Genomic DNA, 23113 nt, shown 5'->3' with positions numbered 1-23113 from the left:
GGCGTCGGGCTCCGGTTCCGGCGGCCGGAGCGGCAGGAGCCGCGCCAACCGCTCACCCGGCTCGCCCGACGGCGGCATCGGGGTGCGTTCGGCGCGGGGACGCCAGGACCCGTTCGGGTCCAGGTACCACACCGCCGCCGTCATGCCTCCATCATCGAACACGTGTTCGAGAAGATCAAGAGCCGTTCGGAGCAACCTCGCTCAGAACGGCGACCGCTCGTTCGACGCGTCGTACATCCGCACGTGGTCAGTGAGGATGGTGACCTCCGGAGCACGGGCCTGCGCCCGCCACGCGTCCACGTCCTCCCACGACCGCCAGCGCTCGACGTTGTTGATCCGACCCGGGTCGACGGAGTCGGCGGTGATGGCCACGTCGAGACATCCGGGCGCCTCCCGCGCGCGCCGCACCAGGTCCGCGAACGTCGCGACGGCCTGGTCCCGATCCTCGGGAGGCACGGTGATGTAGCCGGCGATGATGAGCATGCGACGCAGGGTAGCAACGAGATGGTCCTGAACAAGGACTAGACCGAGCGGTGTACTGTCGGCCTTGTACACCGATCGGTATAGACAGGCGGACTCTCCATGCTCATGAGACAGCCCACCCACGTCCGAGCCGCGATCGCGACGGCCGCGGCCGGCATGTCCCTGATCGCCGTCTGCTACGGGCTCGCCCGCTTCGCCTACGGGTTGTTCGTCCCGAGCTTCCGGGCCGAGTTCGGCCTCGAGGCGGCCACGGTGGGCGCGATCGCGTCCGGGAGCTACGCCGCCTACTGCGTCGCGGTCGTCGCCGCCACCGCCGCCACGACGCGGTGGGGCGCACGACCCGTGGCGATCGCGGCCGGCCTGGCGGCCACCGTCGGGACCGCGGTCATCGCGCTGGCCTCCGGCACGCCGGTCCTGACGGCGGGCGTCGTCCTCGCCGGCTCGAGCACGGGCCTGGCCTCGCCGCCGCTCGCGCAGGCGGTCGCCCGCCGGGCCCCGGCCCACCTCGAACCGCGGATGCAGACCGTCGTCAACGCCGGGACCGGTGTCGGCGTCCTGGTCTCCGGACCGGTCGCCCTGCTGCTCGCCGACGACTGGCGCTGGGCCTGGGCCGGCTTCTCGGCGATCGCCGCCCTCGTCACCCTGTGGGTCGCCCTGGTCCTCCCCCGGTCCGACACCCGCCGACCCGGACCGGCGGGCGGCCTCCGCCTCCCCCGCGCGCCGGGCGACGTCCGTCTCCTCGTCGCCGCCGCCGCGATGGGGCTGAGCAGCGCCGCCGTCTGGACCTTCGGCCGCGACGTCGTCAGCACCGGCTCCGGCGACCTCACCGGCATCGTCATGTGGATCGCCCTCGGCGGTGCCGGGTTGCTCGGCGCCCTCGCCGGCGACCTGACGACCCGGCTCGGGCTGCCGCGGGCATGGACCGGGGCGATGGTGCTGCTGGCCGCCTCCACCGCGCTGCTGGGCCTCGCCGCCGACGTCGCGCCCCTCGCCGTCGTCACCGGCGCGGTGTTCGGCGCGGTCTACATCGCGCTGACCGGCCTCCTGCTGCTGTGGGGCATGCGCGTCCACCCCGACCGACCGGTCGTCGGTGCGGGAGCGGCGTTCCTGCTGATCGCGGTCGGGCAGGCCGTCGGGGCGCCGGTGCTGGGTGCGGTCGCGGACGCGGTCTCCCTCCCGGGCGCCTTCGTGGCCGCCGCCGTCGCCGCCGTCGCCGGAGCGCTCGTCAGGCCTCCACGACGGCCGGTCCCGACGACGCCGGCGCCGGCCCCGACCGCAGGCGGAACGCCAGCAGCACCCCGACCGCCGTCAGGACCGCGGTCACCATCATCAGGTTGTCCATCGCGGTGACGAAGGCGTGCGCCTGCACCTGCGAGTAGCTCATGTACTGCTCGAGCATCGGCGTCCGCGGGGCCATGTGCATCGCGGCGCCGGTGTCCGAGACGTCCTGGGCCTGCTCGGAGGACAGGAGCGCGGTCAGGGCGGCCAGCCCCATCGCCGAGGCCGTGCGTTGGGTGACGTTGTTGAACGCGCTGGCCCCCGAGACCCGGTCGGGCGGGACGGCGGAGATGCCGCCGGTCATGATCGGCATCATCGCGAGGCCCATCCCGACGGCCCGGAACACGAGCAGCCACCGGAGCTCGTTCCAGGACGTGTCCACCGACAGGTCCCGCAGCATCCACGTGCCGATCGCGAGGATCGTCAGCCCGACGACGGCGGGCCAGCGCGGCCCGATGCGGTCGTAGAGCCGCCCCGCGACCGGCATGAGGACGCCCATCACCAGGGCCTGCGGGAGCAGCAGCAGCCCGGTGTCGAAGGCGCCCAGTCCCTGGGACTGCTGCAGGAAGAGCGGGATGAAGAACAGCACCCCGAACAGCCCGATCGACAGCACGGCGATCAGCAGCAGCGAGTTCGTGAACGCCCAGTAGCCGAACACACGCACGTCGAGCAGCGGTTCGTCCACCTCGAGCTCGATCACCACGAACAGCGCCAGCGCGAGCAGCCCGTAGACCAGCAGGATCAGGACCGGGTACGACGTCCAGCCCCACGACTGCCCCTCGGACAGCGCCAGCAGCAGGGCGAACAGGCCCGAGGCGATCGCGAGGAAGCCCAGGACGTCGAACGACCGCCCCTTCGCGCCCCGCTCCATCGGCAGCCACACCACGGCCGCGATCGCCCCCACGATCCCGATCGGGACGTTGATGAAGAAGATCAGGCGCCAGTCGACGTACTCGACGAGGTAGCCACCGAGCGTGGGCCCGACGGCGGGCGCGAACACGATGCCGAGGCCGTACAGGCCCATCGCGGCGCCGATCCGTTCCCGCGGGACGATCTTGTAGACCATCGACAGCGCGACCACGGGGATGATGCCGCCGGGGATCGCCTGCAGGATGCGGAACGCGATCATCGAGTGGATGTCCCACGCGAGCCCGCACAGCGCGGAGCCGAGGCCGAAGCCCACGAGCGAGAACACGTAGGCCCGGCCGAGCCCGAGCCGCTCCCCCAGCCACGCGCTCACCGGCACGACCACGCCCAGCGCGAGCGAGTACGCCGTCGACACCCACTGGATGTCGTCGGTGGTGACGCCGAAGTCCTTCTGCATCGCGGGGATCGCGACGTTGACGATGCTGACGTCGAGCACCGACATGAACATGCCGGTGACGAGCACCAGAAGCGCGACGATCCAGGGCGTCTGCCGTCCCGACGGCGGGGCCGGCGCGGGCGCCGAACGCTCGGCCGCCGTCGTCGTCATGGGTGGGAGTGTGCCCCACCGCGTGCTCCGACAGCACGCATCGTCGCTGGTCAGGGCACTTTCGGTCGCTTTGTCCGCTCTGGGTCCTCACTGCTCGACGACGACCGCCTCCGGCGCGTCCGGCAGCGCGAGCGTGCGGCGGGGGGTGGGCCGGTGGCCGAGGAAGTCCGGGCGGTTCGCGTGCCCGAAGAGCAGCGGCAGCAGCTCCGCGGCCGCGACCCGGCCGTACCAGCCGGCGGCGGCCGGCGCCTCGCCGAACGCGACGACCGGGTCCGGCCGGACGGTGGGGCCCGCGACGACGAGCGGGGTCGGGTCGCCGGAGTGCAGCACGCCGTCCACCGACGGGGTGGCGTGGTCACCGGTGACCGCGACGACGGCCCGACCGGCGAGGTCGAGCAGCCCCGCGAGCCCGGGGTCGGCCGCCTCGAGCACCTCGAGCTTCGCGCGCGGGTCCTTGGTGTGGCCGGCCTCGTCGGTGGCCTTCGTGTGCACGTGGACGAACCGGGCGCCGTCGTCGATCAGGTCCTGCGCGACGACCAGCCGCGCCGCCAGGTCCTCCCCGGCGTCCGGCACCGGGGGCACGTGCCGGGACGCCATCCCGAGCAGGGCGGCGATCCCGCGGTAGAGCCGGGTGCTCGTCACGGCGGCGCCCGCGACCCCGGTCTGCTCGACGAAGGTCGGCAGCGGGTCGCGCCGGCCGGACCACTTCGTCGTCAGGACGTCGAGGCGGTGCCCGGCCAGTCGCCGTCGGGCGTCGAGCAGGAAGGCGTGGAGCCGCTCCGCCGTCGGAGCCGCACCCGGGGAGCAGGGCCGCACGCGCAGCCAGGGGTGGTGGTCCTCGAAGGACGGGTCGGAGTCGGTGACGGCGCCGTCGTCGCACCCCGGCAGCGTGAGCAGGGCCTCCCCGCGACCACCGAGCTCGGTGAGGTCGATCCCGTGGGCACCGGCGACGGGCCGGAGGGCGTCGAAGAGGGCCGCCGCCTCGTCGGCGTCGTCGGGCCCGCAGCGTCCGGTGATCCAGACCCGCCCGTCGTCATCGCCCCGCGAGGTCCGCAGCGCGGCGAACGTCGTCGCGACCCCGCCCGGGACGTCGAGCCCCGCCCCCAGCCCCTCGAGCACCGCCCGGCCCGGGAACGGGACGTCGGCGAACCCGAACATCGCCCAGTGCGCGAGCTCGGAGGCCGGTGCCCTCCCCCACCCGAAGGGCAGGTGCCAGCCCGAGCAGCCGCGGGCGGCCAGCGCGTCGAGCACCGGGGTCCGGGCCGCCTCCGCCGGAGTGCGGCCGCCGAGCGCGGGGATCGCCCGGTCCCCCAGCCCGTCGAGCACGACGAGCACCACCGGCAGCCGGTCGTCCGGCGCACCCGCCGTCATGCCAGCAGCTCCCGCAGCAGGGGCACGGTCGCGGGCGGCACCAGGTCGACCCACGCGCCGTCGGCGAACCGCGCCCGGATGTCGGTCGCGTCCACCTTCGTGGCCGGGTCGCCCTCGAGCACCGTGACGGTGTAGCCGCCCGCCCGCAGCTGGTCGGCCTTCTCGGTCTCCCACGCCGAGTAGGCGCGCACGTAGTGGTGGGCGTCGACCGGGACGTAGTCGGGCCAGACGTCGGGGCGGGTCAGGTCGAACGGGACGACGGTCGCCGCGAGCCCGGCACCGGCGAGTGCGGCGGCGAGCAGCCGGGCGCGCTCGTAGTACGTGAACGGGTTCGCCGCGTCGGTGTGCCGGTGCTCCGAGGTCGGTTCGCGACGGCGGGCGCGGGCGTCCGGGTTGGTCACGGCCACGACCAGCTCGTCGTGGCGCGCGAGGGCGTGGGCGAACAGGTCGAGGTGCTGGGCGTGCACCGGCTGGAAGCGGCCCGTGACGGCGGCCAGACTCACCGCAGGAGGCCGCGGGCGATCGCGTTGCGCTGGATCTCGTCCGTCCCGGCGGGGATGCGCAGGTTGCGGGCGACCCGGAAGAGCTTCTCCTCCGGCGAACCGCGCCGCAGGCCGGTCCCGCCGTGGATCTGCATCGCGCGGTCGGCCACGCGGAAGAACCCCTCGTCGTTGATCACCTTGATCAGGCTCAGCAGCCGCGGCGCCGCCGGGTCCAGCGGGATCGCGTAGGGCCCGCCGGGCAGCGCCTCGAGGTCGGCCTGGATCTGCAGGGACGCCGCGCGGGCGGAGTACACGTCCGCGTCGATGTCGGCGAGCATGTGCGCGATCACCTGCAGCTCGGCGATCGGCCGGCCGCCGGAGGTGCGCGTGCGGGCCCGGTCCACCGCGCGCTCCAGCAGCCACGACCCCCACCCGGCGCACATGCCGCCGCGGATGAGCCGTCGCCAGTTGATCCACGTCATCGCCAGGGCGAAACCGTCGCCGGGCTCCCCCACGACGTGCTCGGCGGGGATCCGGACGCCGTCGAAGTGCAGCTCGCCGGTCAGGCCGTCGTCGAGCATCGTCGGGATGTCGCGGCCGCGGGTGACGCCGGGCGCGGTCGCGTCGACCAGGAACATGGTCAGGCTGCGCGTCCCGGCGCCCGGCTCGGTGACGGCGGTGACCTGGATGACGTCGCAGAAGTGCGCGTTGGTGATCCAGGCCTTGTGGCCGTCGAGGATCCAGTCGGTGCCCTCGCGGCGGGCGCGGGTGGTGATGGCCAGGACGTCGGTGCCGGCGCTGGGCTCGGTGTTCGCGAACGCCGCGGTGATCTCGGCGCGCTCGAGCGGCTCCACCCAGCGCTCGCGGGCCTCGGCCCCCGCGTGCTCGATCGCGGCGTTCGGCCCCTCGGTCCAGGCGAGCGCGGCCAGGCCGAGCCCGAGACCGGCGTGGCGGTAGACGAACTCCTCCACGTGCTGCATCTCCGGTCGCGTGAAGGCGTCCGGGCCGACGTGCGGCGCGTACAGCCCCGCCGCCGCCGACCGGCGCTGCGCCTCCCGGCGTGCCTCCCAGACCGCGGGGTGCATGCGGCCGGCCTCGTCGAGACGCGGGTTGAACGGCGTCCCGACGTCGGCCCGCGCCAGGTCCTCCTCGAGCGGCGCGACCTCGTCGGCGAGGAAGGCCGCGAACCTCTCCCGGTAGCGCTCGACCCGCTCCGACATACCCAGGTGCATGCCGAGCAATCTAGGGTCGGGCCTCGTGCCGGCGCTCACCGCGGAGACCTCGGTCCTCCTCGTCGTGGACCTCCAGCAGCGGCTGATGCCGGCGATCGCGGGTGCGTCGGAGGTGCTGCGCAACGCCGCCCGGCTGGTCCGGGCGGCCACGCGCCTGGACGTGCCGGTGACCACGACCGAGCAGGACCCGGCGAAGCTCGGACCCACGGTCGACGAGGTCGCGGAGCTGCTGCCCGCACCCGCCGTCACGAAGTCGACGTTCGCGGCGTCGCTGCAGCTCGAGCGGCCGCGGGCGGTCGTGTGCGGCTGTGAGGCGCACGTGTGCGTGCTGCAGACCGTGCTCGCCCTGCGAGCCGCGGGGCAGGACGTGGCGGTGGTGGCGGACGCGGTCGGCAGCCGGGCGCCGGAGAACCGCGAGGCCGCGCTCGCCCGGATGCGCGAACACGGCGTCGAGGTGGTGACGACGGAGATGGTCGTGTTCGAGTGGCTGGGCTCGAGTGCAAACCCGGCCTTCCGCGAGGTGCAGGCGCTGATCAAGTAGCCCGTCAGGTCATGAGCGTGTCCCGGATGGCCGCCGCGGCGTCGTCGAGGACCTGCCGGGCGGCCGGGTAGCCACGGGGCTGGTTGGACAGGATCGCGACGACGTAGCGGCCGTCGGTGTCCGTGGTGCCCGCGGAGTGCAGGTCGATGCTGTTCTGCAGGCAGCACAGCCAGCCCTGCTTGGCCGCGGCGGTCCCGCGCCGGTCGGGGTCGAGCAGCCCGAAGGCCTGGTCGAAACCGTCGGCCGCGGCAGCGGGGGCGGCCGTCATCGCGCCGGTCACCAGGTCGCGGTCGGCGGGGGCGAGACCGTCGAGGACGAAGCGGAGCACGGTGGTCATGTCGCGCGCGGAGATCTGCACCTCGCCCCACTGGGACGCGTCGTCGGGCACCCGTGTGTCCTGCAGACCGAGGCGCTGGATCACCCGCGTGATGCCCGCCTGCCCGCCGAAGCGGCTCCACAGGGTGTTCATGGCGCCGTCGTCGCTCGGACCCAGGGCCTCGCGCACGAGCTCCCGGTCGTCCTCGGAGACCGTGACCGCGCCCTCGCCGCCGCGCACGAGCAGGTCCACGACCGTGAGGACCTTCGACAACGACGCCGAGTTGAACGCCCGCGCCGCCTCGTCGTTGGCGGCGGACAGGCCGGTCATGCGGTCGAGCACGGCGATCCCGACGTCGGCCCCGCTCCGGGTCACACTCGCGTCGGCGGCGTCCACGGCGGCCTGCAGCGGGGCGGGGTCGGGCGCCGGGGTGGACGGCGCCGCCGTGCTGCTGGGCGAGGCGGGCGGCGGAGTAGCTGGGGGCGCGGTGGCCGGCGGCGTCGCCGAGCACCCCGCCCCGAGGACGACGACGAGCAGGGCCCCGACGAGGCCCCCACGCCGTCGCGTGGAGAAGCGCACATCCCATCGTGTGCCGACGGCGGCGACGCCGCGCGCCGGAGCGGTCCGGCCCTCACGTGAGCCTCACGACGAGGAGCGGCTCGAGCCCCGGGAGCCCGTACCGTCCCGCGGGTGACCCGGCGCGGCGGCGAGTGGACCTTCGTCCAGCGCTCGACGGTGGCCGGCGGCGTCGAGGCGGTGTGGCACCGCGTGACCAGCCCGGAGGGCATCAACGACGAGATGCGCCCGTGGCTGACGATGTCGATGCCGCGGGGCGCGGAGGCCCTGAGGATCGACACCCTCCCGCTGGGCGAGCCGATCGGACGCGCGTGGGTGCGCCTGTTCGGCGTCGTCCCCGTCGACCACGACCACCTGACCATCACCGACCTCGAGCAGGGCCGACGGTTCCGGGAGGAGTCGACGATGCTCAGCATGCGACGTTGGGTCCACGAGCGGACGCTGACGCCCGCCCCCGGCGGCGGGACCGACGTCGAGGACCGGATCGTCCTCGTCCCGAGGATCGCCCTCCGCTGGGCCGGGCCGGTGCTGCGGACGGTCCTCGCTGCGTTCTTCCGGCACCGCCACCACCGCCTGGCGCGCCACTTCGCGGGATGACCGGCCCGAATACTCACCGTGCGTTCAGCCGGAGCAGGGCCGCCGGACCGGTCGACGAGGGCACGAGCACGGTGCGCGCGGTGGATTCCAGGCGGGGGAAGACCGCGCGGTAGTGGTCGAGCGGCAGGCCGAGGTGGTCGCACAGCAGCAGCCGCAGCAACGTCTGGTGGGCGACCACGAGGACCCGGGCGTCGGGCCGGTCGGCGGCGATCCGGTCGAGGACGGGGCGGGCCCGCGCCACGGCGGCGTCGCCCCGCTCCCCGCCCGGGAAGGGGTGCGAGGCGGGCGCGGCGAGGAACGCCGCGAGGGCGTCGGGGAAGCGTTCGGCCATCTCCTCGCGAGTGAGCCCGTCGCCCTCGCCGAAGTCGACCTCGACCAGGTCGGGCTCCACGACGAGCGCACAGCCCGCCGCCTCGGCGGCGGGCGCTGCGGTGCGGTGGGCCCGCGACAGCGGCGAGCACAGCACGAGGTCCGGGGCGGCGTCCGCGGCCCAGCCTGCGAGCTCCGCGGCCTGCTCCAGGCCGCGCGGGGTCAGGGCGACGTCGGTCCGGCCCGCGTACCGGTTCTCCGCGTGCCACTCGGTCTCGCCGTGCCGGACCAGCACGAGTTCGGTCACGGATCCACCCATCCCCGCTCCGCGAGCGCGGCGCGGAACCGCGCGTAGCGGTCCTCCAGCGCCGCGTCCGGGCGCGGCTCGCAGGTCTCGACAGCCGCGGCGTCCCGGACCGCCCGCGCCGCAGCGACGAGGTCCGGGTCTCCCCCGTCGGCGGCGACGGCGGCCTGCGCGAGCAGGGCCATCCCGACGGCGGGTTCGGCCTGGTCGGGCCGATCCAGCGGCACCCCGAGGACGTCCGCGCGACGCTGGTTCCACCAGCGGTTCGCGGTGGCCCCGCCGGTGATCGACCGGGTCCCCGACACGTCCGCGCCGAGGGCCGCGACCCGCTCGAACGCCAGGCGCTCGACGAAGGCGACCCCCTCGGCGACCCCGGCGAACGCCGCCTCCTCCCCCACCGCCGCGGCGAGCTCGCACAGCGGCCGGGCGGCACCGCCGTCGTCGGGCAGCCAGAGACCCTCGGCGTCGGGCGCCGCGAACGGGAACCGCTCCCCGCGCCCCGGCAGCGGCAGCACCACCGGCGGCCGCACCGGGTCCCGGTCCAGCGCGGCCGTCAGAGCCTCGAACCGCGATGGATCGACCAGGTCGGCGAGGACGGTCGCGCCCGTGTTCGACGCGCCACCCGGCCACCACCACCCGCCCTGCGGTCCCCGGTGGCAGTACACGGTGCCGCCCGGGTCCCGGAGGAGCGTCTCGCTGACCCCCTTGAGCACCAGCGTCGTGCCGAGCACGGCGTTCCACTGCCCGGGCGCGACGGCGCCGGCGGCCAGTTGGGCCGCGCAGCCGTCAGTCATCCCGGCGACGACGGGCGTGCCGGCGGCGAGGCCCGTCCGCCCGGCCACCGCCGCCCCGACCCCGCCGAGCACGGAGCCCGGCGCTACGACCGTGGGCAGGGTCGTCGGGTCCAGCCCCAGCTCCTCGAACACCTCGACGGGCCACCGCCCGTCGAGTGCGTCGTACCCGGACTTCAGCGCCGTGGAGGCGTCCGAGGCGGTCGGCGCGCCGACCAGGTGCGCGGTGACGACGTCGGTCTGGTGCCGGTAGCCCGGCGCGGGGCCGAGGGCCAGCAGCGTCGGCAGGGCCCACGTCTCGCCGACGCGGTAGCCCAGGCGGTCCCAGAGCTCGGCGCCCACCGTCCGGACGCGCTCCGCGTGCCGGTGGCCGCGGGCGTCGTCGTACATGACCCCGGGCCCGGCCGGCCCGCCCGCCGCGCCGAGGGCCACGACCGTCCCGGAGGTCCCGTCCACCGCGATGCCCCGCACGGCAGCCGGGTCCGCGAGCCCGGCGACGACCTCGGCGACGACCGCGTCCACCGCCGCGCACCACGCCGCCGGGTCCTGCTCGTGGCGTGCCGAGCCGTCGTCGGCCCGCCACCGGGAGCTGTGCAGCGCCCGCGAGGCGACCGCCGGGAGCGGCCCGTCGTCGTCCACCGCCGCGGCGCGGACGCTCTGGGTCCCGAGGTCGACCCCGAGGAAGACCGCACCACTCACGCGGGCACGTCCCGGGCGGCGACCGCCTGCTCCTGCTCACGGCGGCGTGCGACCGCGGGGTCGACGTCCGAGCGGATCACCAGCGACAGCGCGGCGACCATGAGGTACATCGCGCAGTACGCGATCACGACGCCCCCGCCGCCGAACAGCGGGAAGAACGCGGTGACGGTGAGCGGGCCGAGCAGGGCGGCCCCGCCGGCGCCGGTGTTGAGCACGGCCAGTGCGGCGCCCTTGTCCTTCAGCTCCACCATCGAGGGCATGAGCGCGGAGAGCGGGACGAAGCCCGCGAGGACGATGCCGTAGACGGCGCCCAGGATCGCGGTGAGCAGGAAGCTCTGCGAGGCGATCGCGCCGAAGTACCAGAGCGGGACCGCGACCGCGCAGCCCAGGCACCCGAAGACCGTCACGGTGCGGCGCCAGCCGAAGTGGTCGCCGAACACGCCGAAGAACAGGTTGGCCCCGATGTTCGCGGCGTAGGCGACCGTGGCGAGGACCGCGACCTGCGCGGTCGTCAGGAAGCCCCCGCCCGGGGTCTCGGGGCCGAACACGAAGGGGAACATCGCGAAGAAACCGTACTGCGGGGCGGTGTTGACGAGCCGGACGAAGAAGCCGGCGATCGTGCGCCGGTCGCGCCACAGGATGTCGACGCCCTCGGTGAGGCGGCGCAGGCTCCTGGGGTGCGGGGTGGACGCGTCCGCGATCGGGCGCAGCCCCTGCGGTTCGGTGACCGCGAAGCAGCCGATCGCGGCCCCGATCGCGACCAGGACGAGCGAGATGACCAGCGTCCCGTACTCGCTGATGCCCAGCGGCCCGACCGCGATGGCGGCGAAGGCGGCACCCAGGGTCGGCAGCCCGCCGGTGAAGGCGAACCAGAACCAGCCCGCGGCCGAGCCCCGCATGCGGGGCTTGGCGATGGTCTGGATCCAGACGAGGAAGGCGAACGCGAACAGCGGGTAGGCGAGACCGCGCACGGCGTAGGTGGTGATGATCAGCGTGGCGTCCTGGGCCGGGATCGCCACGAACAGGAACAGGATCTCCAGGACGATCCAGATCGCCGCGCCCAGCCACATCACGCGGCGCGGCCCCCAGATGGCCGAGAGGGTGCCGGAGAACCACGACGCGACCAGCGCGGCGACGCCGTAGAGGGTCACCGTGGCGAAGGAGGCCTGGGCGCCGTCGAGCGCGCCGCCGGCCGGGTCGGCGAGGTAGGCGGACAGGAAGCTGGTCTCCACGCCGTCGCCGATCATGAAGATCAGGACCCCGACGAAGCCCCAGCGTAACGGGTACGGGATGCCCCAGCGTTCGATGCCCACCAGGGGGCCGTCCGCGGTCGACGTGGAGGTCATGTCTGCGCCCTTCCTCGGCAGTGCGGCGCATCACATGTATCAGCACGAGTGTTAAATTCACAAGGGCGCCACCGTGACTCGGATGTGCTCGCGCATCTCCTCGAGGAGGTCCGTGGGCACGCCCTCGTCGACCACGAGGTCGTCGAAGGCCGCCAGCGGACGCAGCTGGTGCAGTGCCCGCCGCGGCGCCTTGCTCGAGTCCATGAGCAGGACCCGGCGGGTCGCGATGTCGAGCATCGCCCGCTTCACCGCCACGATCTCCTGCTCCTGGTGGAAGGTCATCGAGCCCGTCATGGACGACGTCGAGACGAACGCGGCGTCGACCGACATGGCCGCGATCGCCTCCAGGCAGCCGATGCCGCCGAAGGAGTCGTGGGTGCGCGAGTAGTCGCCGCCGAGGGCGATCAGCCGGACCTCCGGCATGGTCTTGAGCGTCTCCAGCGCCGGGAGGTAGTTGGTCACCACCGTCAGCGGGCCGACCTCCGGCAGGCGGTCGACCAGCGCCAACGCCGTCGACGAGTCGTCCAGCACGATCGAGGACCCGGGCTCGACCAGTGCGACGGCCGCGGCCGCGATCGCGCCCTTCTCGGCCAGGCGCACCGTGCGGCGGTACTCCGAGTGCGACTCGAAGACCGAGGTCGGTTGGGCCGACACCCCGCCGCGGTACTTCCGCACGAGACCGCGCCGGACGAGCTCGTCGACGTCGCGGTGGACGGTCATCAGGCTCACGCCCGTCAGCTCGACGAGCTCGGTCGCGCTCGCGGAGCCGGCCGCGAGGACGTGGTCGACGATCCGCTGCTGGCGCGTGCTGCGCGCGTGGCCGCCCTTCGTCGTCATCGGTTCGGTGCTCACGTCGCCCAGCATCGCGGATCACCCCGCCGCGACCGAGCGAGCACGCCCGGACTGGATGACTCGGATCACGCGAACTCCTTCCTTGATCACATCTTGAATGTTAACTTCGCATCGTCGCTGGGAGGAGATCGACGATGACGAACCACCCACTCACCGCCGTGGTGTTCGACCTCGACGGGGTGCTCATCGAGAGCGAGCACCTCTGGGAGGAGATGTGGACCCGGTACGCGGCCCGCCACGGGGTCACGTGGGCCGCCGAGGACACGGGACACGTGCAGGGCATGAGCGCCCCGGAGTGGTCGTCCTACCTGGCCGAGCGGGCCGGCGGGCACGACGACGCCGCGACCTGCGAGCGGGCGGTCGTCGACGACATGGTCGACGCGCTCGGGCAGGGCCGGATGGAGCCCTACGCCGGCGCGGTGGACATGGTCCGCGACGTCGCCGGCCGCGTCCCGGTCGCGCTCGCCACATCGGCTCCCCGCCGGTTGATCGACGCCGTGCTCGAGGCGAACGGCCTGACGTCGTCGTTCGGCGCCACGGTCTCCTCCGCCGAGGTCGACCGGGGCAAGCCGGGGCCGGACGTCTACCTGGAGGCGGCCCGCCGCCTCGACGTCGACCCGACGCGGTGCGTGGGGGTGGAGGACTCCAGCAACGGCATCCGCGCGGCCGCGGCCGCCGGCATGACCGTCGTCGCGATCCCGAACCCGACGTACCCGCCGAAGCCGGACGCGCTCGCCCTGGCCACGCGCCACGCCGACGGGGTGGCCGCGGCGCACGCGGAGATCGTCGACCTGCTCGCGGTGGAGACCGTCCGATGACCGCCACGACCCTCTCCGAGCCGACCACCTTCAAGCAGCGCTGGATGGCCGGGCTCTGCGCGGCCTACGCCCGCACCGTCCGCCCGGCCCCGGGAGCGTTCGGGGTGCTCTCGAACGCCGCACCGCGCCGCGGCAAGGTCGCCGTGATCATCGGCGGCGGGTGCGGGCACTACCCGGCCTTCGCGGGCCTCGTCGGGCCGGGTCTGGCCGACGCCGCCGTCGTGGGCGACGTCTTCACCAGCCCGTCCGCGGAGCAGGCCTACCGGACCGCCCGGGCCGTCGACGGCGGAGCGGGCGTCGTCTTCTCCTACGGCAACTACGCCGGCGACGTCATGCACTTCGGCCTCGCCGGGCGACGCCTGGCCGCCGACGGGATCGATGCGCGGCAGATGATCGTCACCGACGACGTCGCGAGCGCTCCCGCCGAGCGGGCGTCCGACCGCCGCGGGGTCGCCGGGGACTTCTTCGTGTTCAAGGCCCTGGGCGCCGCCGCCGAGCGCGGCGACGACCTGGACGCCGTCATGGCCGCCGGGGAGCGGGCCAACGCGGCCACCCGGACCTTCGGCGCCGCGTTCGACGGGTGCACCTTGCCCGGCGCGGACGAGCCGCTGTTCACCGTCGCCCCGGGCTCGATCGAGCTGGGGCTCGGCATCCACGGCGAGCCGGGCATGCGCACGGCGGACGCCATGGACGCGTACGAGCTGGCCGACGCGCTCGTCGACCAGCTCCTGCCCCAGCTGCCGTCCGGCGACGGGCGCGTCGCGGTCCTGCTCAACGGCCTGGGCTCCACGACCTACGAGGACCTGTTCATCACCTACGGCCGGGTCGACGAGCGGTTGCGGCAGGCCGGGCTCACCCCCCACCGCCCCGAGGTCGGCGAGTTCGTGACGAGCATGGACATGGCCGGGCTCTCGCTGACCCTGATGCCGCTCGACGACGAGCTGGCCGCGCTCTACGACGCCCCGTGCGAGACGCCGGGCTTCCGGCTGCCCGCCGGCGGGACGCTGGCCTCGGTCGGGGACGGTCCGGCCCGCGAGGACGGCCCGGTGTCGCTGATCGCCCTGGAGGACACCGACGCGTCCCAGGGCGGGGTCACCGGGCGGCTTCTCACCGCGGCCCTCGAGGCCGTCACCGAGCACGAGGACGAGCTCGGCCGTCTCGACGCGGTCGCCGCCGACGGCGACCACGGACAGGGCATCGTGCGCGGGATGCGGGCGGCCGTCGCCGCGGCCCGCACCACGGGCTGCGAGGGGGACACCGCCCACGACGTCGGCACCGCACTCCTCACGGCCGGGACGGCCCTGGCGGACGCGGCCGGCGGGGCGTCGGGCGCCCTCTTCGGGCTCCTGCTCACCGAGACCGGTGGCGGTCTGACGCCGCACGGCGACGCCGCCGTCACCACCGAGGCGCTCGCCGACGCCCTGGACGCCGCCCAGCGCGGCGTCACCGGGCTCGGCGGCGCCCGGCCCGGCGACAAGACGATGGTCGACGCGGTCGACGCGTTCACCACGACCCTGCGCGAGCACGCCGGCGAGCCGGTGACCGGCGCCTGGCGCGCCGCCGCCGATGCCGCCCACGACGCCGCCGCGGCCACGGCGGACCTGACGCCGGCCGTCGGCCGGGCCGCCCGCCTCGGCGACCGCGGCCGCGGCAGCCCCGACCCGGGGGCCACCTCGTTCGCGTTGATGGCCGTGGCGATCGCGACCGCCCTGGAGGAGGAGAAGTGACCGCACGGATGCGCATCGCCGTCGCCGCCGACAACGCGGGCGTCGCGCTCAAGGACACCCTCGCGCAGATGCTGCGCGAGGACGACCGGGTCGCCGAGGTGACCGACTTCGGCGTCCCCGACGAGTCCGACGACCGCGCCTACCCGCTGCTCGGTCTGGCCGCGGCGCAGGCGGTCGCGCACGGCGAGGCCGACCGCGCCGTCCTCGTGTGCGGCACCGGGATCGGGATGGCGATCTCGGCGAACAAGGTCGAGGGCATCCGCGCGACGGTGGCCCACGACAGCTACTCCGCGGAGCGCTCCGTCCGCTCCAACGACTGCCAGGTGCTCTGCATGGGCGGCCGCGTCATCGGCCCGGAACTGGCGAAGAAGATCGTCGACGAGTGGCTCGGCCACGAGTTCGACCCGACCTCGGCCAGTGCCGAGAAGGTCGCCCACATCACCGCGTTCGAGCAGGACAGCTGAGCGAGAGGAGCCACCCGATGTTGCGTGTGCTCGCCGCGGGCGACCACTTCGTCGCCCCGGACCTGTTCCTCGAGGCCCTCCGGGCCGAGGGCGCCACCGAGTTCGGCGGGTTCGAGGGCCGGACCCTGACCGCCGGCTGGCCGACCGATCCGTTCGGTCCGGTCGGCACCGGCGAGAGCGTGGTCGAGGAGGCCTCCGGGTCCGAGGACGACCTGATCGACGCCCTCGACGGGGCCCGGATCTGCCTGACCCAGATGGCCCCGTTCACGGCGCGGGTGTTCGACGCGTGCCCCGACCTGGAGATGGTCGCGGTGTGCCGGGGCGGCCCGGTCAACGTCGACCTGGCGGCCGCGGACGCCGCCGGCGTCGCCGTGGCCCAGGCTCCCGGACGCAACGCGGCCGCCGCCGCGGAGTTCGCCGTCGGCATGATGCTCGCGACCCTGCGTCGGATCCCGCTCGCCGACGGGGAGCTGCGCGACGGGCGCTGGCGTGGCGACTTCTACGCCTACGACGAGGCCGGGCTCGAGCTGGAGGGCGCCACCGTCGGCCTCGTCGGGTACGGGGCGATCGGCCGGATCGTCGCCCGCGTGCTGCGGGCCTTCGGCGCGACCGTGCTGGTGTCCGACCCCTACGCGCCGGCCGAGGAGGGCATCGAGCTCACCGACCTCGACGACCTGTTGCGCCGCGCGAGCGTGGTGTCCCTGCACGCCCGGCTCTCCGACGAGACCCGCGGCCTGATCGGGGCCCGCGAGCTCGACCTGCTCCCCCACGGCGCGGTGCTCGTCAACACCGCCCGGGGCGGCCTGCTGGACTACGGCCCGCTGCCGGCGGCGCTGGAGTCGGGCCGGCTCGGCGGGCTCGCGCTCGACGTCTACGACGTCGAGCCCCCGCCCGACGACTGGCCGCTGCACGCCGCCCCGAACGTCGTCGCGACCCCGCACCTCGCCGGCGCCACCCGTCAGACCGCGCACCGGGCCGCCGCGATCGCCGCGGGCGAGGCGGCCCGCTTCCTGCGCGGTGAGGCCCTCGCCCATCCCGCCAACGCCGTCGGGGGGAAGCGATGATCATCGGGGTGGACGTCGGGACGTCGATGACCAAGGCCGACGCCTACGACGACGACGGGCGCAAGCTCGCCTCGGCCGAGCGGGCGTCACGGCTCGAGCAGTACGACGACGGCCGGGTCGAGCAGGACCTCGAGGACGTCCTGGGCAGCGCGGCCGACGTCATCGGACGGGTGGTCGCCGACGTCGGCGACCGGCCGGTGCGGGTGCTCGCGATCACCGGGCAGGGCGACGGCCTGTGGCTGCGCGACGCCGACGGGTACGCGACCCGCCCGCCGATCTCCTGGCTCGACGACCGCGCGGGCGAGGTCGTCCGGCGCTGGCAGGACGACGGCACGGTGCACCGGGTCTACGGGCGGACCGGCTCCGGGCTCTTCCCCGGCTGCCACGCCCCGTTGCTCCACCACCTCGCCCGGCACGAGCCGGAGGCCCTCGACCGGGCCGCCGTCGCGGGCTACTGCGTGGACGCGCTGATCCAGCGCCTCACCGGCGAGGTCACCGTGGACGCCTCCGACGCCTCGCTGCCCTTCCTCGACGTGGTGGCGAGGCGGTACGACGACGAGGCGATCGCGGCGTGCGGGGTCGAGGACCAGCGGCACCTGCTCGCCGAACCGACCCCGGCCGGCACGGTCCTCGCCCTCGACCGGCGCGGAGCGGAGATCACCGGGCTGCCCGTCGGCACTCCCGTGACCGGCGGACCCTTCGACCTGCCGGCGTGCGCGGTGGGCGCGGGGCTGTCGCGACCCGGCGACGGGCTGCTCATCATCGGGACGACGCTGGCGTGCGAGGTCTTCACCGACACGGTCGACATCGACGCGGCGGGCGAGCCGGCCGGGATGTGGTTGTGCACCCCGGAGCCGGACCGGTGGCTGCGCGCCATGCCGGCGATGGTCGGGACCGCCGGACTGGACTGGCTGCTGGACTTCCTCGGCGTGGGGATCGACGCACTCGGGGACCTGCTGGACGGCACGGTGCCCGGCGCGGGCGGGGTCTCGGCGCTGCCCTTCCTGTCCGCCTCGGGCGAGCGGGCCCCCTTCGTCGACACCCGTGCCCGCGGCCAGGTCGAGGGCGTCACGCTTTCCACCACGCGGGGCCAGGTGGTCCGGGCGGTGTGCGAGGGCATCGCGTACACGGCCCGGAACTGCTTCGAACGGGCGGCCGAGGCGTCGCACGTGCAGGGCCGGCTGGTGGCCTGCGGCGGCGGGTCGCGCTCCGGTCCGTGGGCGCAGATCTTCGCGGACGTGCTGAACGTGCCGCTGGTGGTTCCGGACGACCCCGGCCTGGGGACCCGCGGGGCCGCCGTCACCGCCCTGCGGGCACTCGGCGACGACGTCGACCCGGCCGACTGGGCGGCCCCCTCGCGCACGGTCGAGCCCAGCGCGCACGCCGACGACTGCTACGAACCCGGCTACCGGCGCTACCGCGCCCACGTCGACACCGCGCGGGAGTTCTGGGCGCGGCAGGCGCAGGACTTCGCGCTCTCTGGTACGACACCGCGGTGACGCCACCCGACGATCCCGCCCTCGCCGCCGCGCGGTCCTCGGTCGCGGAGCACGCGCGGCGGCTGGTCGCCGACCGGCTCGTGGCCGGGACCGCCGGAAACCTGAGCATGCGGGTGGGCGACCTGATCGCGGTGACGGCGTCAGGGGTCGCGTACGACACGATGACCGCCGACGACGTCTGCGTGGTCGACCTGGACGGCACTCCCGTCCTCGGGACGCTCCGGCCGACCAGCGAGCTGCCGCTGCACCTGCTCTGCTACGCCCGGCACGGGGCGTCCGCGGTGGTCCACACCCACTCCGCCGCGGCGGTCGCCCTGTCGCTGCTGCGCGACGAGGTGCCGCTCGTGCACTACCAGACCGCGATCTTCGGCGGCGAGGTGTCGGTGGCCGAGTACGCGCCCTACGGCACCGACGAGCTGGCCGAGAACACCTCGGCCGCCCTCGCCGACCGCACGGCCGCGGTCATGCGCCACCACGGGACGATCGTGCTCGGCTCCTCGCTGCGCGCGGCTTACGACGGCGCCGCGCACCTCGAGTGGCTCTGCGACGTGTGGCTGCGCGCGGCCGCGGTCGGCACCCCGCGGCTGCTCGACGAAGGCCAGGTCGCCGACGTGATCGAACGCCTCCGCGGCTACGGTCAGCGCTGAGGCGCCCGGACCAGGATCGCGGCGCGGTCGGGCTTCCCCTGCTCGGTGAGCGGGAGCTCCTCCATCGGCACCACGACGAGCGTGGCCGCCACCGCCTCACCGTGCACGGCCGCCACGGCATCACGGCACGCCTGCACGTCCACCTGGTCGCCGGCCCACGGCAGCACCGCCGCGACCCGCCGGCCGTGCGCGAGGTCGGCCACGACCACGGCGTAGCGGACCGACGGCAGCCCCATCAGGGTCTCCTCGAGCGCGGTGGGGGTCACCAGCCGGCCGTCGACCACGGCGCAGTCGACCGCCCGGCCGAGGATGTGCAGGTGGCCGTCCGCGCCGAGGCGGCCGAGGTCGCCGGTGCGGTACCAGCCGTCGACGAAGTGCTCGCCCTGCTCCTGCGGACGGTTGCGGTAGCCGTGCGCCATGGCCGGTGAGCGGACTTCGATGCTTCCCGACGCCGGGTCGAGGGTTCCGTCCGTGGCGCGGAAGCGGACGTCGACACCGGGCAGGATGCGGCCTGCACTCGTGGCGCGCTCGTCGTCGGACGGGTCGTACTCGTGGGGCCGCAGCACGCTGACGATGCCCATCTCGCTGGCGCCGTAGGTGTGCTGCAGGACCGGCCCGAGCCGCTCGTACGCCCGGCGTCGCAGCGCGGGCGAGGCCGAGGCGCCGATGTGCGTGAGGGTCCGCAGACTCGACAGGTCGCGCCGCTCGACGTCGGGGTGGTCGATCAGCTCGACAAGCTGCGACTCAACGAGGAACAGGTCGGTGATCCGCTCGGCCTCGATCTGCTCGAGCAGTGCAGCGGGCTCGGAGTCGTCGCGGAGCACGACCGTGCCGCCGCCGATGATCGTCTGCGCGACGAGGATCTGCGTCAGGTACGCCTCGGCCCCGGACGCGAGCTGGCGGCGCTCCGGACGGTGCGGCGTGGCCACGGCGGCGGCCCACGCGGCGACGTCGCGGATGCTGGCCTTGGGGATGCCCGTCGTCCCGCCGGAGGACAGCACCGTGCCCAGGTCGCCGAGCTGCGAGCGCGACGCGAACGGCTCGGCGGACGCCGCGGCGGCGACTTCGTCGAGCCGCACCTCGACGCCGTCGACCGGACCGACCGAGGCGACCGGCGCCGTCGTCTCCGGCAGCCAGTGCGCGGTCTGCGGGAACACCACCACCAGCCGCGGGTCGATCTGCTCGAGCTGGCGCGCCCGGCGGTCGGCTCCGGGCGGCGCGGAGAGGTACACCGCGCCTGCGTCGATCAGGTGCGTCGCGTAGCGCACCGCCAGGGCCTCGGGCCGGTTCGGGGCGTACTGCGCCACCAGGTCGCCGGAGCTGATGCCCAGGCCGTCGAGTGCCCGGGCGTACCGGTGGATCGCCGCGAGGAGCTCGGTGCCGGTCGTCCGGCCGTGGGGGTGGACCAGGACGACCCGGTCGGCCGCCGCCTCGAGGGCGGTGACGATCTGCTCGACGGACGGGTGCACCTCGGGCGGCGCCACGGTGTCGGTCACGCTTCGTACCGTTCCTCCCGGTTCCGAGCAGATCCATCGTCCGGACGAGTGACAGTGCACTGCGGGTGTCCTCCGACGAGAGGACGGAGGGTTCCCCCGGAGCGCGGGCCCGTCGGGGGACAGGACCGGAGGCCTCGGCGCCGGACGCTTCCCGGGACGCACCGCACCGCGCGGTGCCCCGAGAGGAGACCTCCCTTGACCGCCGACACGGACGTCGACGTCACCCCTCCCCCACGTCCCCGGCGGCGGCGCCGCGCCGGCCTGGTCCTCGCCGCCGTCGTCACCGGGCTCGTCGGACTCGCGGTGCCGGCCGAGGCCGGCATCCCCGAGATCCCGGAGCGCGGCTCGACCGCCCCCGGACACCCGCCCGTCTCGTCGTGCACCTCGGAGTTCGTCGAGGAGTGCCGGTACCCGACCGAGGGCTACCGGGTCCGCGCCGCGTGCAGCTCGCTCGCTCCGTGGACCGAGGCGCGTGGCATCTCGACGTTCCCGATCGACGGTCACGCCGCCACCGAGTGGTTCTGGCGCGCGAACACCGACCAGTGGTCGGAGTGGAAGCCGCAGATGCGCCTGCCCGTCGGCTCGCTGCACCCCCGCGACACGAAGGTGGAGTACCGGCCGACCGGTCCGGGTCTGACGCTCTACAAGGGCGACACCCCGGCGAGCGGCGACGAGGCCCGCACCGTCACCGTCGCGATGCCGTCCGACGCGTCGGGCACGGCCGAGTTCTACTGGGAGCGATCGTGGGCCGACCACGTGAAGCTCGGCGAGGCGCCCGTCGTGGACGGGCGCGCCTCGTTCCGCATCCCGCCCGGCGCGATCGTGGCCGGGTCCAACCAGGCCGTTCTCGCCGCCTACTCCGGCGACGCGCAGTACCCCGCGATGCGGACGTCGTCGGGCGGCATCTCGGTGCAGAAGCCGACCGCGCGTCCCGTCGTGACCACGCCCTTCACCCACGTCACCCCGGGGACGGACGCCGAGCTGACGGTGACGCTGCCCTACGCCGAGGGGCCCGTCGACGTGATGGAGGGCGACCGCGTCGTGGGCACCGTCGAGATGCACGGCGGCCGCGGGTGGCTGGCGGTCCCGCTGTCGGAGGGCGAGCACGAGCTCCGCGTCGTCCACCGCGGCGACGCCCGCTACCTCCCCGGCGAGTCGGCCACCACGACGGTGACGGTGTTCGCCCCGAGCATCGAGCTCGAGTCGACGACGCTGCAGCCCGGCGAGGAGCTCCGCGCGACGGCCACCCTCCCGTCGGCAGCATCCGGACGGGTGCAGTTCCTCATGACCTGGCCGGGGAACATGGCCGGCATCGGGTCGGCCGACGTCGTCGACGGGAAGGCGACCTTCACGATCCCCGTCGACCGCATCGGCACCGGGACGTTCGGCCTCGCCGCCGACCACCGCGGCGGGAACGGGTTCATGCCGTCCCGCACCGAGCCGACGACGTTCACCATCGGCGCAGCGGACACCGCTACCACGTCAATGGGGTGACGCTGCGCCGCCAACTGCCGCAACGAGTCGTCCGGACCCGACACATCGTCACCCCGATGGCCGATGAGCCGCGGCTCTCACCCGTCGATGCTTACTCTATGTCGCTGATGAAGGTCCTCACGGGCTTCGTCCCGTGGATCGTGTTCACCGTGGCCGCCAACCGGTTCGGACCGGGAGCGGTCGGGACGGCGTGCCTGTTGGCCCTGGTCGTCGCCGTCGGCCTGATCGTCCGGTCGATGCTGCGCGGGGAGACCCCCAAGCTGCTCGAGGTCACCGGCGCGGTCGTCTTCCTCGGACTCGGGATCGTCGCCTTCGCCGTGCCCACGGCCGATGCGGCGCTGTCCGGGTACGGCCGCGCCCTGGCGGCGTTCGTCCTCGCCGTGGTCATCTTCGCGACCCTGCCGGTCATGCCCTTCACCGAGCAGTACGCCCGGGAGTCCGTGCCCCGCGAGTACTGGCACACGGGGCAGTTCCGGGCGATCAACCGGCGGATCAGCGCGGCCTGGGGCGGCGTGGTCCTGGCGATGTCGATCAGTCATGCGGCGGCCGGACTGTTCGACCAGCCCGGTGCGGGCGCCGGGGTCGTGCACCGGCCGGTCGACCTGATCTTCAACTGGGTCGTGCCGGGACTCCTGGTCTGGGCCGCCGTCCGGTACACCGGGACGGTCTCGGGGACGGCGCCGAAGGAGCAGGGCGCGCCCGTCCACGGCGCGCACGAGGCGATGCCCCGGTGAGCGACTCCGTCGTCGTCGAGCGATGAGGTCACGCCCGACCGCCGTCCTGCTCGGCATCGCCCTGCTGATCGTCCTCACGGCCTGCGGGACGGCGTCCGCTCAGGCTCCGGCAGCCGGCCTGCACGCGCAGGTCGGTTTCGGCTTCGAGATCGTCGACCTGCAGACCGACCACCAGTTTCCCGGGCAGCGCAGCACATTCCACGTGTCCTACGTCTACCGCGACGGCCTGCAGGGGGCCGGCTTCGACCCGTCCGGCCACGCCGTGCCAGCCGACACGTACCCCTACTTCCAGGACATCCGCGACGGCATGGTCGCGTACGTCCGCAGCTACCCCGACAAGGGCGACTTCTACGAGGTGTTCCTCGGCAACCTCGCCCGCGACGTGATGGCGCGCTACCCGCAGCTCACCTCGCTGGACATCCGGATCGACGTCCCCGCCTTCGGCGGCGTCCCGACCGCCCGCACCGGATCGGTCCACATGACGCGGACCGGCGGCTGACGTGATCGACGCGAACGGAG

The 23113-nt window shown here is 74.5% G+C and carries 22 protein-coding genes and 1 pseudogene; 12 read left to right on the top strand and 11 right to left on the bottom strand.

Annotated elements, in window-relative coordinates; translation table 11 throughout:
• Positions 1 to 201: 201 nt before the first annotated feature.
• On the bottom strand, positions 202 to 483 hold the full coding sequence (locus tag WCD74_RS26180; protein ID WP_337697838.1) for a putative quinol monooxygenase: 282 nt from the start codon (positions 481 to 483) through the stop codon (positions 202 to 204).
• 99 nt (positions 484 to 582) lie between these two features.
• Here WCD74_RS26180 and WCD74_RS26175 point away from each other — a divergent pair.
• A pseudogene (locus WCD74_RS26175) lies at positions 583 to 1698 on the top strand (MFS transporter); the annotation flags it as partial.
• Between the two features lie 10 nt (positions 1699 to 1708).
• On the opposite strand, the gene WCD74_RS26170 reads toward WCD74_RS26175, so the two are convergent.
• The 4 genes from WCD74_RS26170 to WCD74_RS26155 all read right to left on the bottom strand — a co-directional run bounded on the left by WCD74_RS26170 (position 1709) and on the right by WCD74_RS26155 (position 6320).
• A complete protein-coding gene (locus WCD74_RS26170) occupies positions 1709 to 3235 on the bottom strand; it encodes a DHA2 family efflux MFS transporter permease subunit (RefSeq protein ID WP_337697837.1) in 1527 nt (508 codons plus the stop codon).
• A gap of 87 nt (positions 3236 to 3322) precedes the next feature.
• Positions 3323 to 4606, bottom strand: a complete 1284-nt coding sequence (locus WCD74_RS26165) for a BPG-independent phosphoglycerate mutase family protein (RefSeq protein WP_337697836.1) — start codon at positions 4604 to 4606, stop codon at positions 3323 to 3325.
• A complete protein-coding gene (locus WCD74_RS26160; RefSeq protein WP_337697835.1) occupies positions 4603 to 5109 on the bottom strand; it encodes an adenylyltransferase/cytidyltransferase family protein in 507 nt (168 codons plus the stop codon). Before WCD74_RS26160 ends, WCD74_RS26165 begins: the two co-directional genes overlap by 4 nt.
• A complete protein-coding gene (locus WCD74_RS26155) occupies positions 5106 to 6320 on the bottom strand; it encodes an acyl-CoA dehydrogenase family protein (protein WP_337697834.1) in 1215 nt (404 codons plus the stop codon). Before WCD74_RS26155 ends, WCD74_RS26160 begins: the two co-directional genes overlap by 4 nt.
• Positions 6321 to 6345: 25 nt before the next feature.
• Here WCD74_RS26155 and WCD74_RS26150 point away from each other — a divergent pair, with 25 nt between their 5' ends.
• Positions 6346 to 6861: an isochorismatase family protein gene (locus WCD74_RS26150; RefSeq protein ID WP_337697833.1), complete on the top strand. Its 516-nt coding sequence runs from the start codon at positions 6346 to 6348 to the stop codon at positions 6859 to 6861.
• 4 nt (positions 6862 to 6865) lie between these two features.
• Here WCD74_RS26150 and WCD74_RS26145 read toward each other — a convergent pair whose 3' ends face one another.
• On the bottom strand, positions 6866 to 7756 hold the full coding sequence (locus WCD74_RS26145) for a serine hydrolase (protein WP_337697832.1): 891 nt from the start codon (positions 7754 to 7756) through the stop codon (positions 6866 to 6868).
• Between the two features lie 111 nt (positions 7757 to 7867).
• On the opposite strand from WCD74_RS26145, the gene WCD74_RS26140 reads away from it, so the two are divergent.
• The gene (locus tag WCD74_RS26140; RefSeq protein WP_337697831.1) at positions 7868 to 8350 is read left to right on the top strand and encodes an Rv1443c family protein; all 483 of its coding nucleotides are present in this window, start codon (positions 7868 to 7870) and stop codon (positions 8348 to 8350) included.
• Positions 8351 to 8363: 13 nt separating this feature from the next.
• On the opposite strand, the gene WCD74_RS26135 is transcribed toward WCD74_RS26140, so the two are convergent.
• From WCD74_RS26135 to WCD74_RS26120, 4 genes are read right to left on the bottom strand one after another with little or no spacing between them, the layout of a single operon-like run.
• Complete coding sequence (locus WCD74_RS26135; RefSeq protein WP_337697830.1) at positions 8364 to 8966, bottom strand: histidine phosphatase family protein; 603 nt, start codon at positions 8964 to 8966, stop codon at positions 8364 to 8366.
• Positions 8963 to 10453 (bottom strand): FGGY-family carbohydrate kinase, encoded by a 1491-nt coding sequence (locus tag WCD74_RS26130; RefSeq protein WP_337697829.1) that lies wholly within the window; start codon positions 10451 to 10453, stop codon positions 8963 to 8965. Before WCD74_RS26130 ends, WCD74_RS26135 begins: the two co-directional genes overlap by 4 nt.
• Positions 10450 to 11799, bottom strand: coding sequence for an MFS transporter (locus WCD74_RS26125; protein WP_337697828.1), 1350 nt, complete (start codon positions 11797 to 11799; stop codon positions 10450 to 10452). The genes WCD74_RS26130 and WCD74_RS26125 overlap by 4 nt, the downstream gene beginning before the upstream one ends.
• Positions 11800 to 11856: 57 nt before the next feature.
• Complete coding sequence (locus WCD74_RS26120; RefSeq protein ID WP_337697843.1) at positions 11857 to 12636, bottom strand: DeoR/GlpR family DNA-binding transcription regulator; 780 nt, start codon at positions 12634 to 12636, stop codon at positions 11857 to 11859.
• Between the two features lie 149 nt (positions 12637 to 12785).
• On the opposite strand from WCD74_RS26120, the gene WCD74_RS26115 reads away from it, so the two are divergent.
• The 6 genes from WCD74_RS26115 to WCD74_RS26090 are packed head-to-tail and all read left to right on the top strand — an operon-like array spanning position 12786 to position 18870.
• Positions 12786 to 13469, top strand: a complete 684-nt coding sequence (locus WCD74_RS26115; RefSeq protein ID WP_337697827.1) for an HAD family hydrolase — start codon at positions 12786 to 12788, stop codon at positions 13467 to 13469.
• The gene (locus WCD74_RS26110; RefSeq protein ID WP_337697826.1) at positions 13466 to 15196 is read left to right on the top strand and encodes a dihydroxyacetone kinase family protein; all 1731 of its coding nucleotides are present in this window, start codon (positions 13466 to 13468) and stop codon (positions 15194 to 15196) included. The genes WCD74_RS26115 and WCD74_RS26110 overlap by 4 nt, the downstream gene beginning before the upstream one ends.
• Before the next feature lie 8 nt (positions 15197 to 15204).
• On the top strand, positions 15205 to 15660 hold the full coding sequence (locus WCD74_RS26105; RefSeq protein ID WP_337697842.1) for a ribose-5-phosphate isomerase: 456 nt from the start codon (positions 15205 to 15207) through the stop codon (positions 15658 to 15660).
• 20 nt (positions 15661 to 15680) lie between these two features.
• The gene (locus tag WCD74_RS26100) at positions 15681 to 16724 is read left to right on the top strand and encodes a 2-hydroxyacid dehydrogenase (protein WP_337697841.1); all 1044 of its coding nucleotides are present in this window, start codon (positions 15681 to 15683) and stop codon (positions 16722 to 16724) included.
• Complete coding sequence (locus WCD74_RS26095; protein WP_337697825.1) at positions 16721 to 18223, top strand: FGGY family carbohydrate kinase; 1503 nt, start codon at positions 16721 to 16723, stop codon at positions 18221 to 18223. Before WCD74_RS26100 ends, WCD74_RS26095 begins: the two co-directional genes overlap by 4 nt.
• The gene (locus tag WCD74_RS26090) at positions 18220 to 18870 is read left to right on the top strand and encodes a class II aldolase/adducin family protein (RefSeq protein WP_337697824.1); all 651 of its coding nucleotides are present in this window, start codon (positions 18220 to 18222) and stop codon (positions 18868 to 18870) included. Before WCD74_RS26095 ends, WCD74_RS26090 begins: the two co-directional genes overlap by 4 nt.
• Here the strand turns inward: WCD74_RS26090 and WCD74_RS26085 are convergent.
• A complete protein-coding gene (locus WCD74_RS26085; RefSeq protein ID WP_337697823.1) occupies positions 18861 to 20366 on the bottom strand; it encodes a class I adenylate-forming enzyme family protein in 1506 nt (501 codons plus the stop codon). The two genes, WCD74_RS26090 and WCD74_RS26085, sit on opposite strands and share 10 nt — an antisense overlap.
• 195 nt (positions 20367 to 20561) lie before the next feature.
• Here WCD74_RS26085 and WCD74_RS26080 point away from each other — a divergent pair, with 195 nt between their 5' ends.
• The 3 genes from WCD74_RS26080 to WCD74_RS26070 all read left to right on the top strand — a co-directional run bounded on the left by WCD74_RS26080 (position 20562) and on the right by WCD74_RS26070 (position 23093).
• Positions 20562 to 21860 (top strand): Ig-like domain-containing protein, encoded by a 1299-nt coding sequence (locus WCD74_RS26080; RefSeq protein ID WP_337697822.1) that lies wholly within the window; start codon positions 20562 to 20564, stop codon positions 21858 to 21860.
• A gap of 107 nt (positions 21861 to 21967) precedes the next feature.
• Positions 21968 to 22594: a DUF3159 domain-containing protein gene (locus tag WCD74_RS26075; protein ID WP_337697821.1), complete on the top strand. Its 627-nt coding sequence runs from the start codon at positions 21968 to 21970 to the stop codon at positions 22592 to 22594.
• 22 nt (positions 22595 to 22616) lie between these two features.
• Complete coding sequence (locus tag WCD74_RS26070) at positions 22617 to 23093, top strand: hypothetical protein (protein WP_337697820.1); 477 nt, start codon at positions 22617 to 22619, stop codon at positions 23091 to 23093.
• Positions 23094 to 23113 lie beyond the last annotated feature (20 nt).

It is taken from the genome of Actinomycetospora aurantiaca (genome assembly GCF_037401875.1).
GTDB lineage: Bacteria > Actinomycetota > Actinomycetes > Mycobacteriales > Pseudonocardiaceae > Actinomycetospora > Actinomycetospora aurantiaca.
The sequence above is the reverse complement of the archived record's forward strand: the minus strand, read 5'-3'. Positions and strand labels throughout refer to the sequence as shown.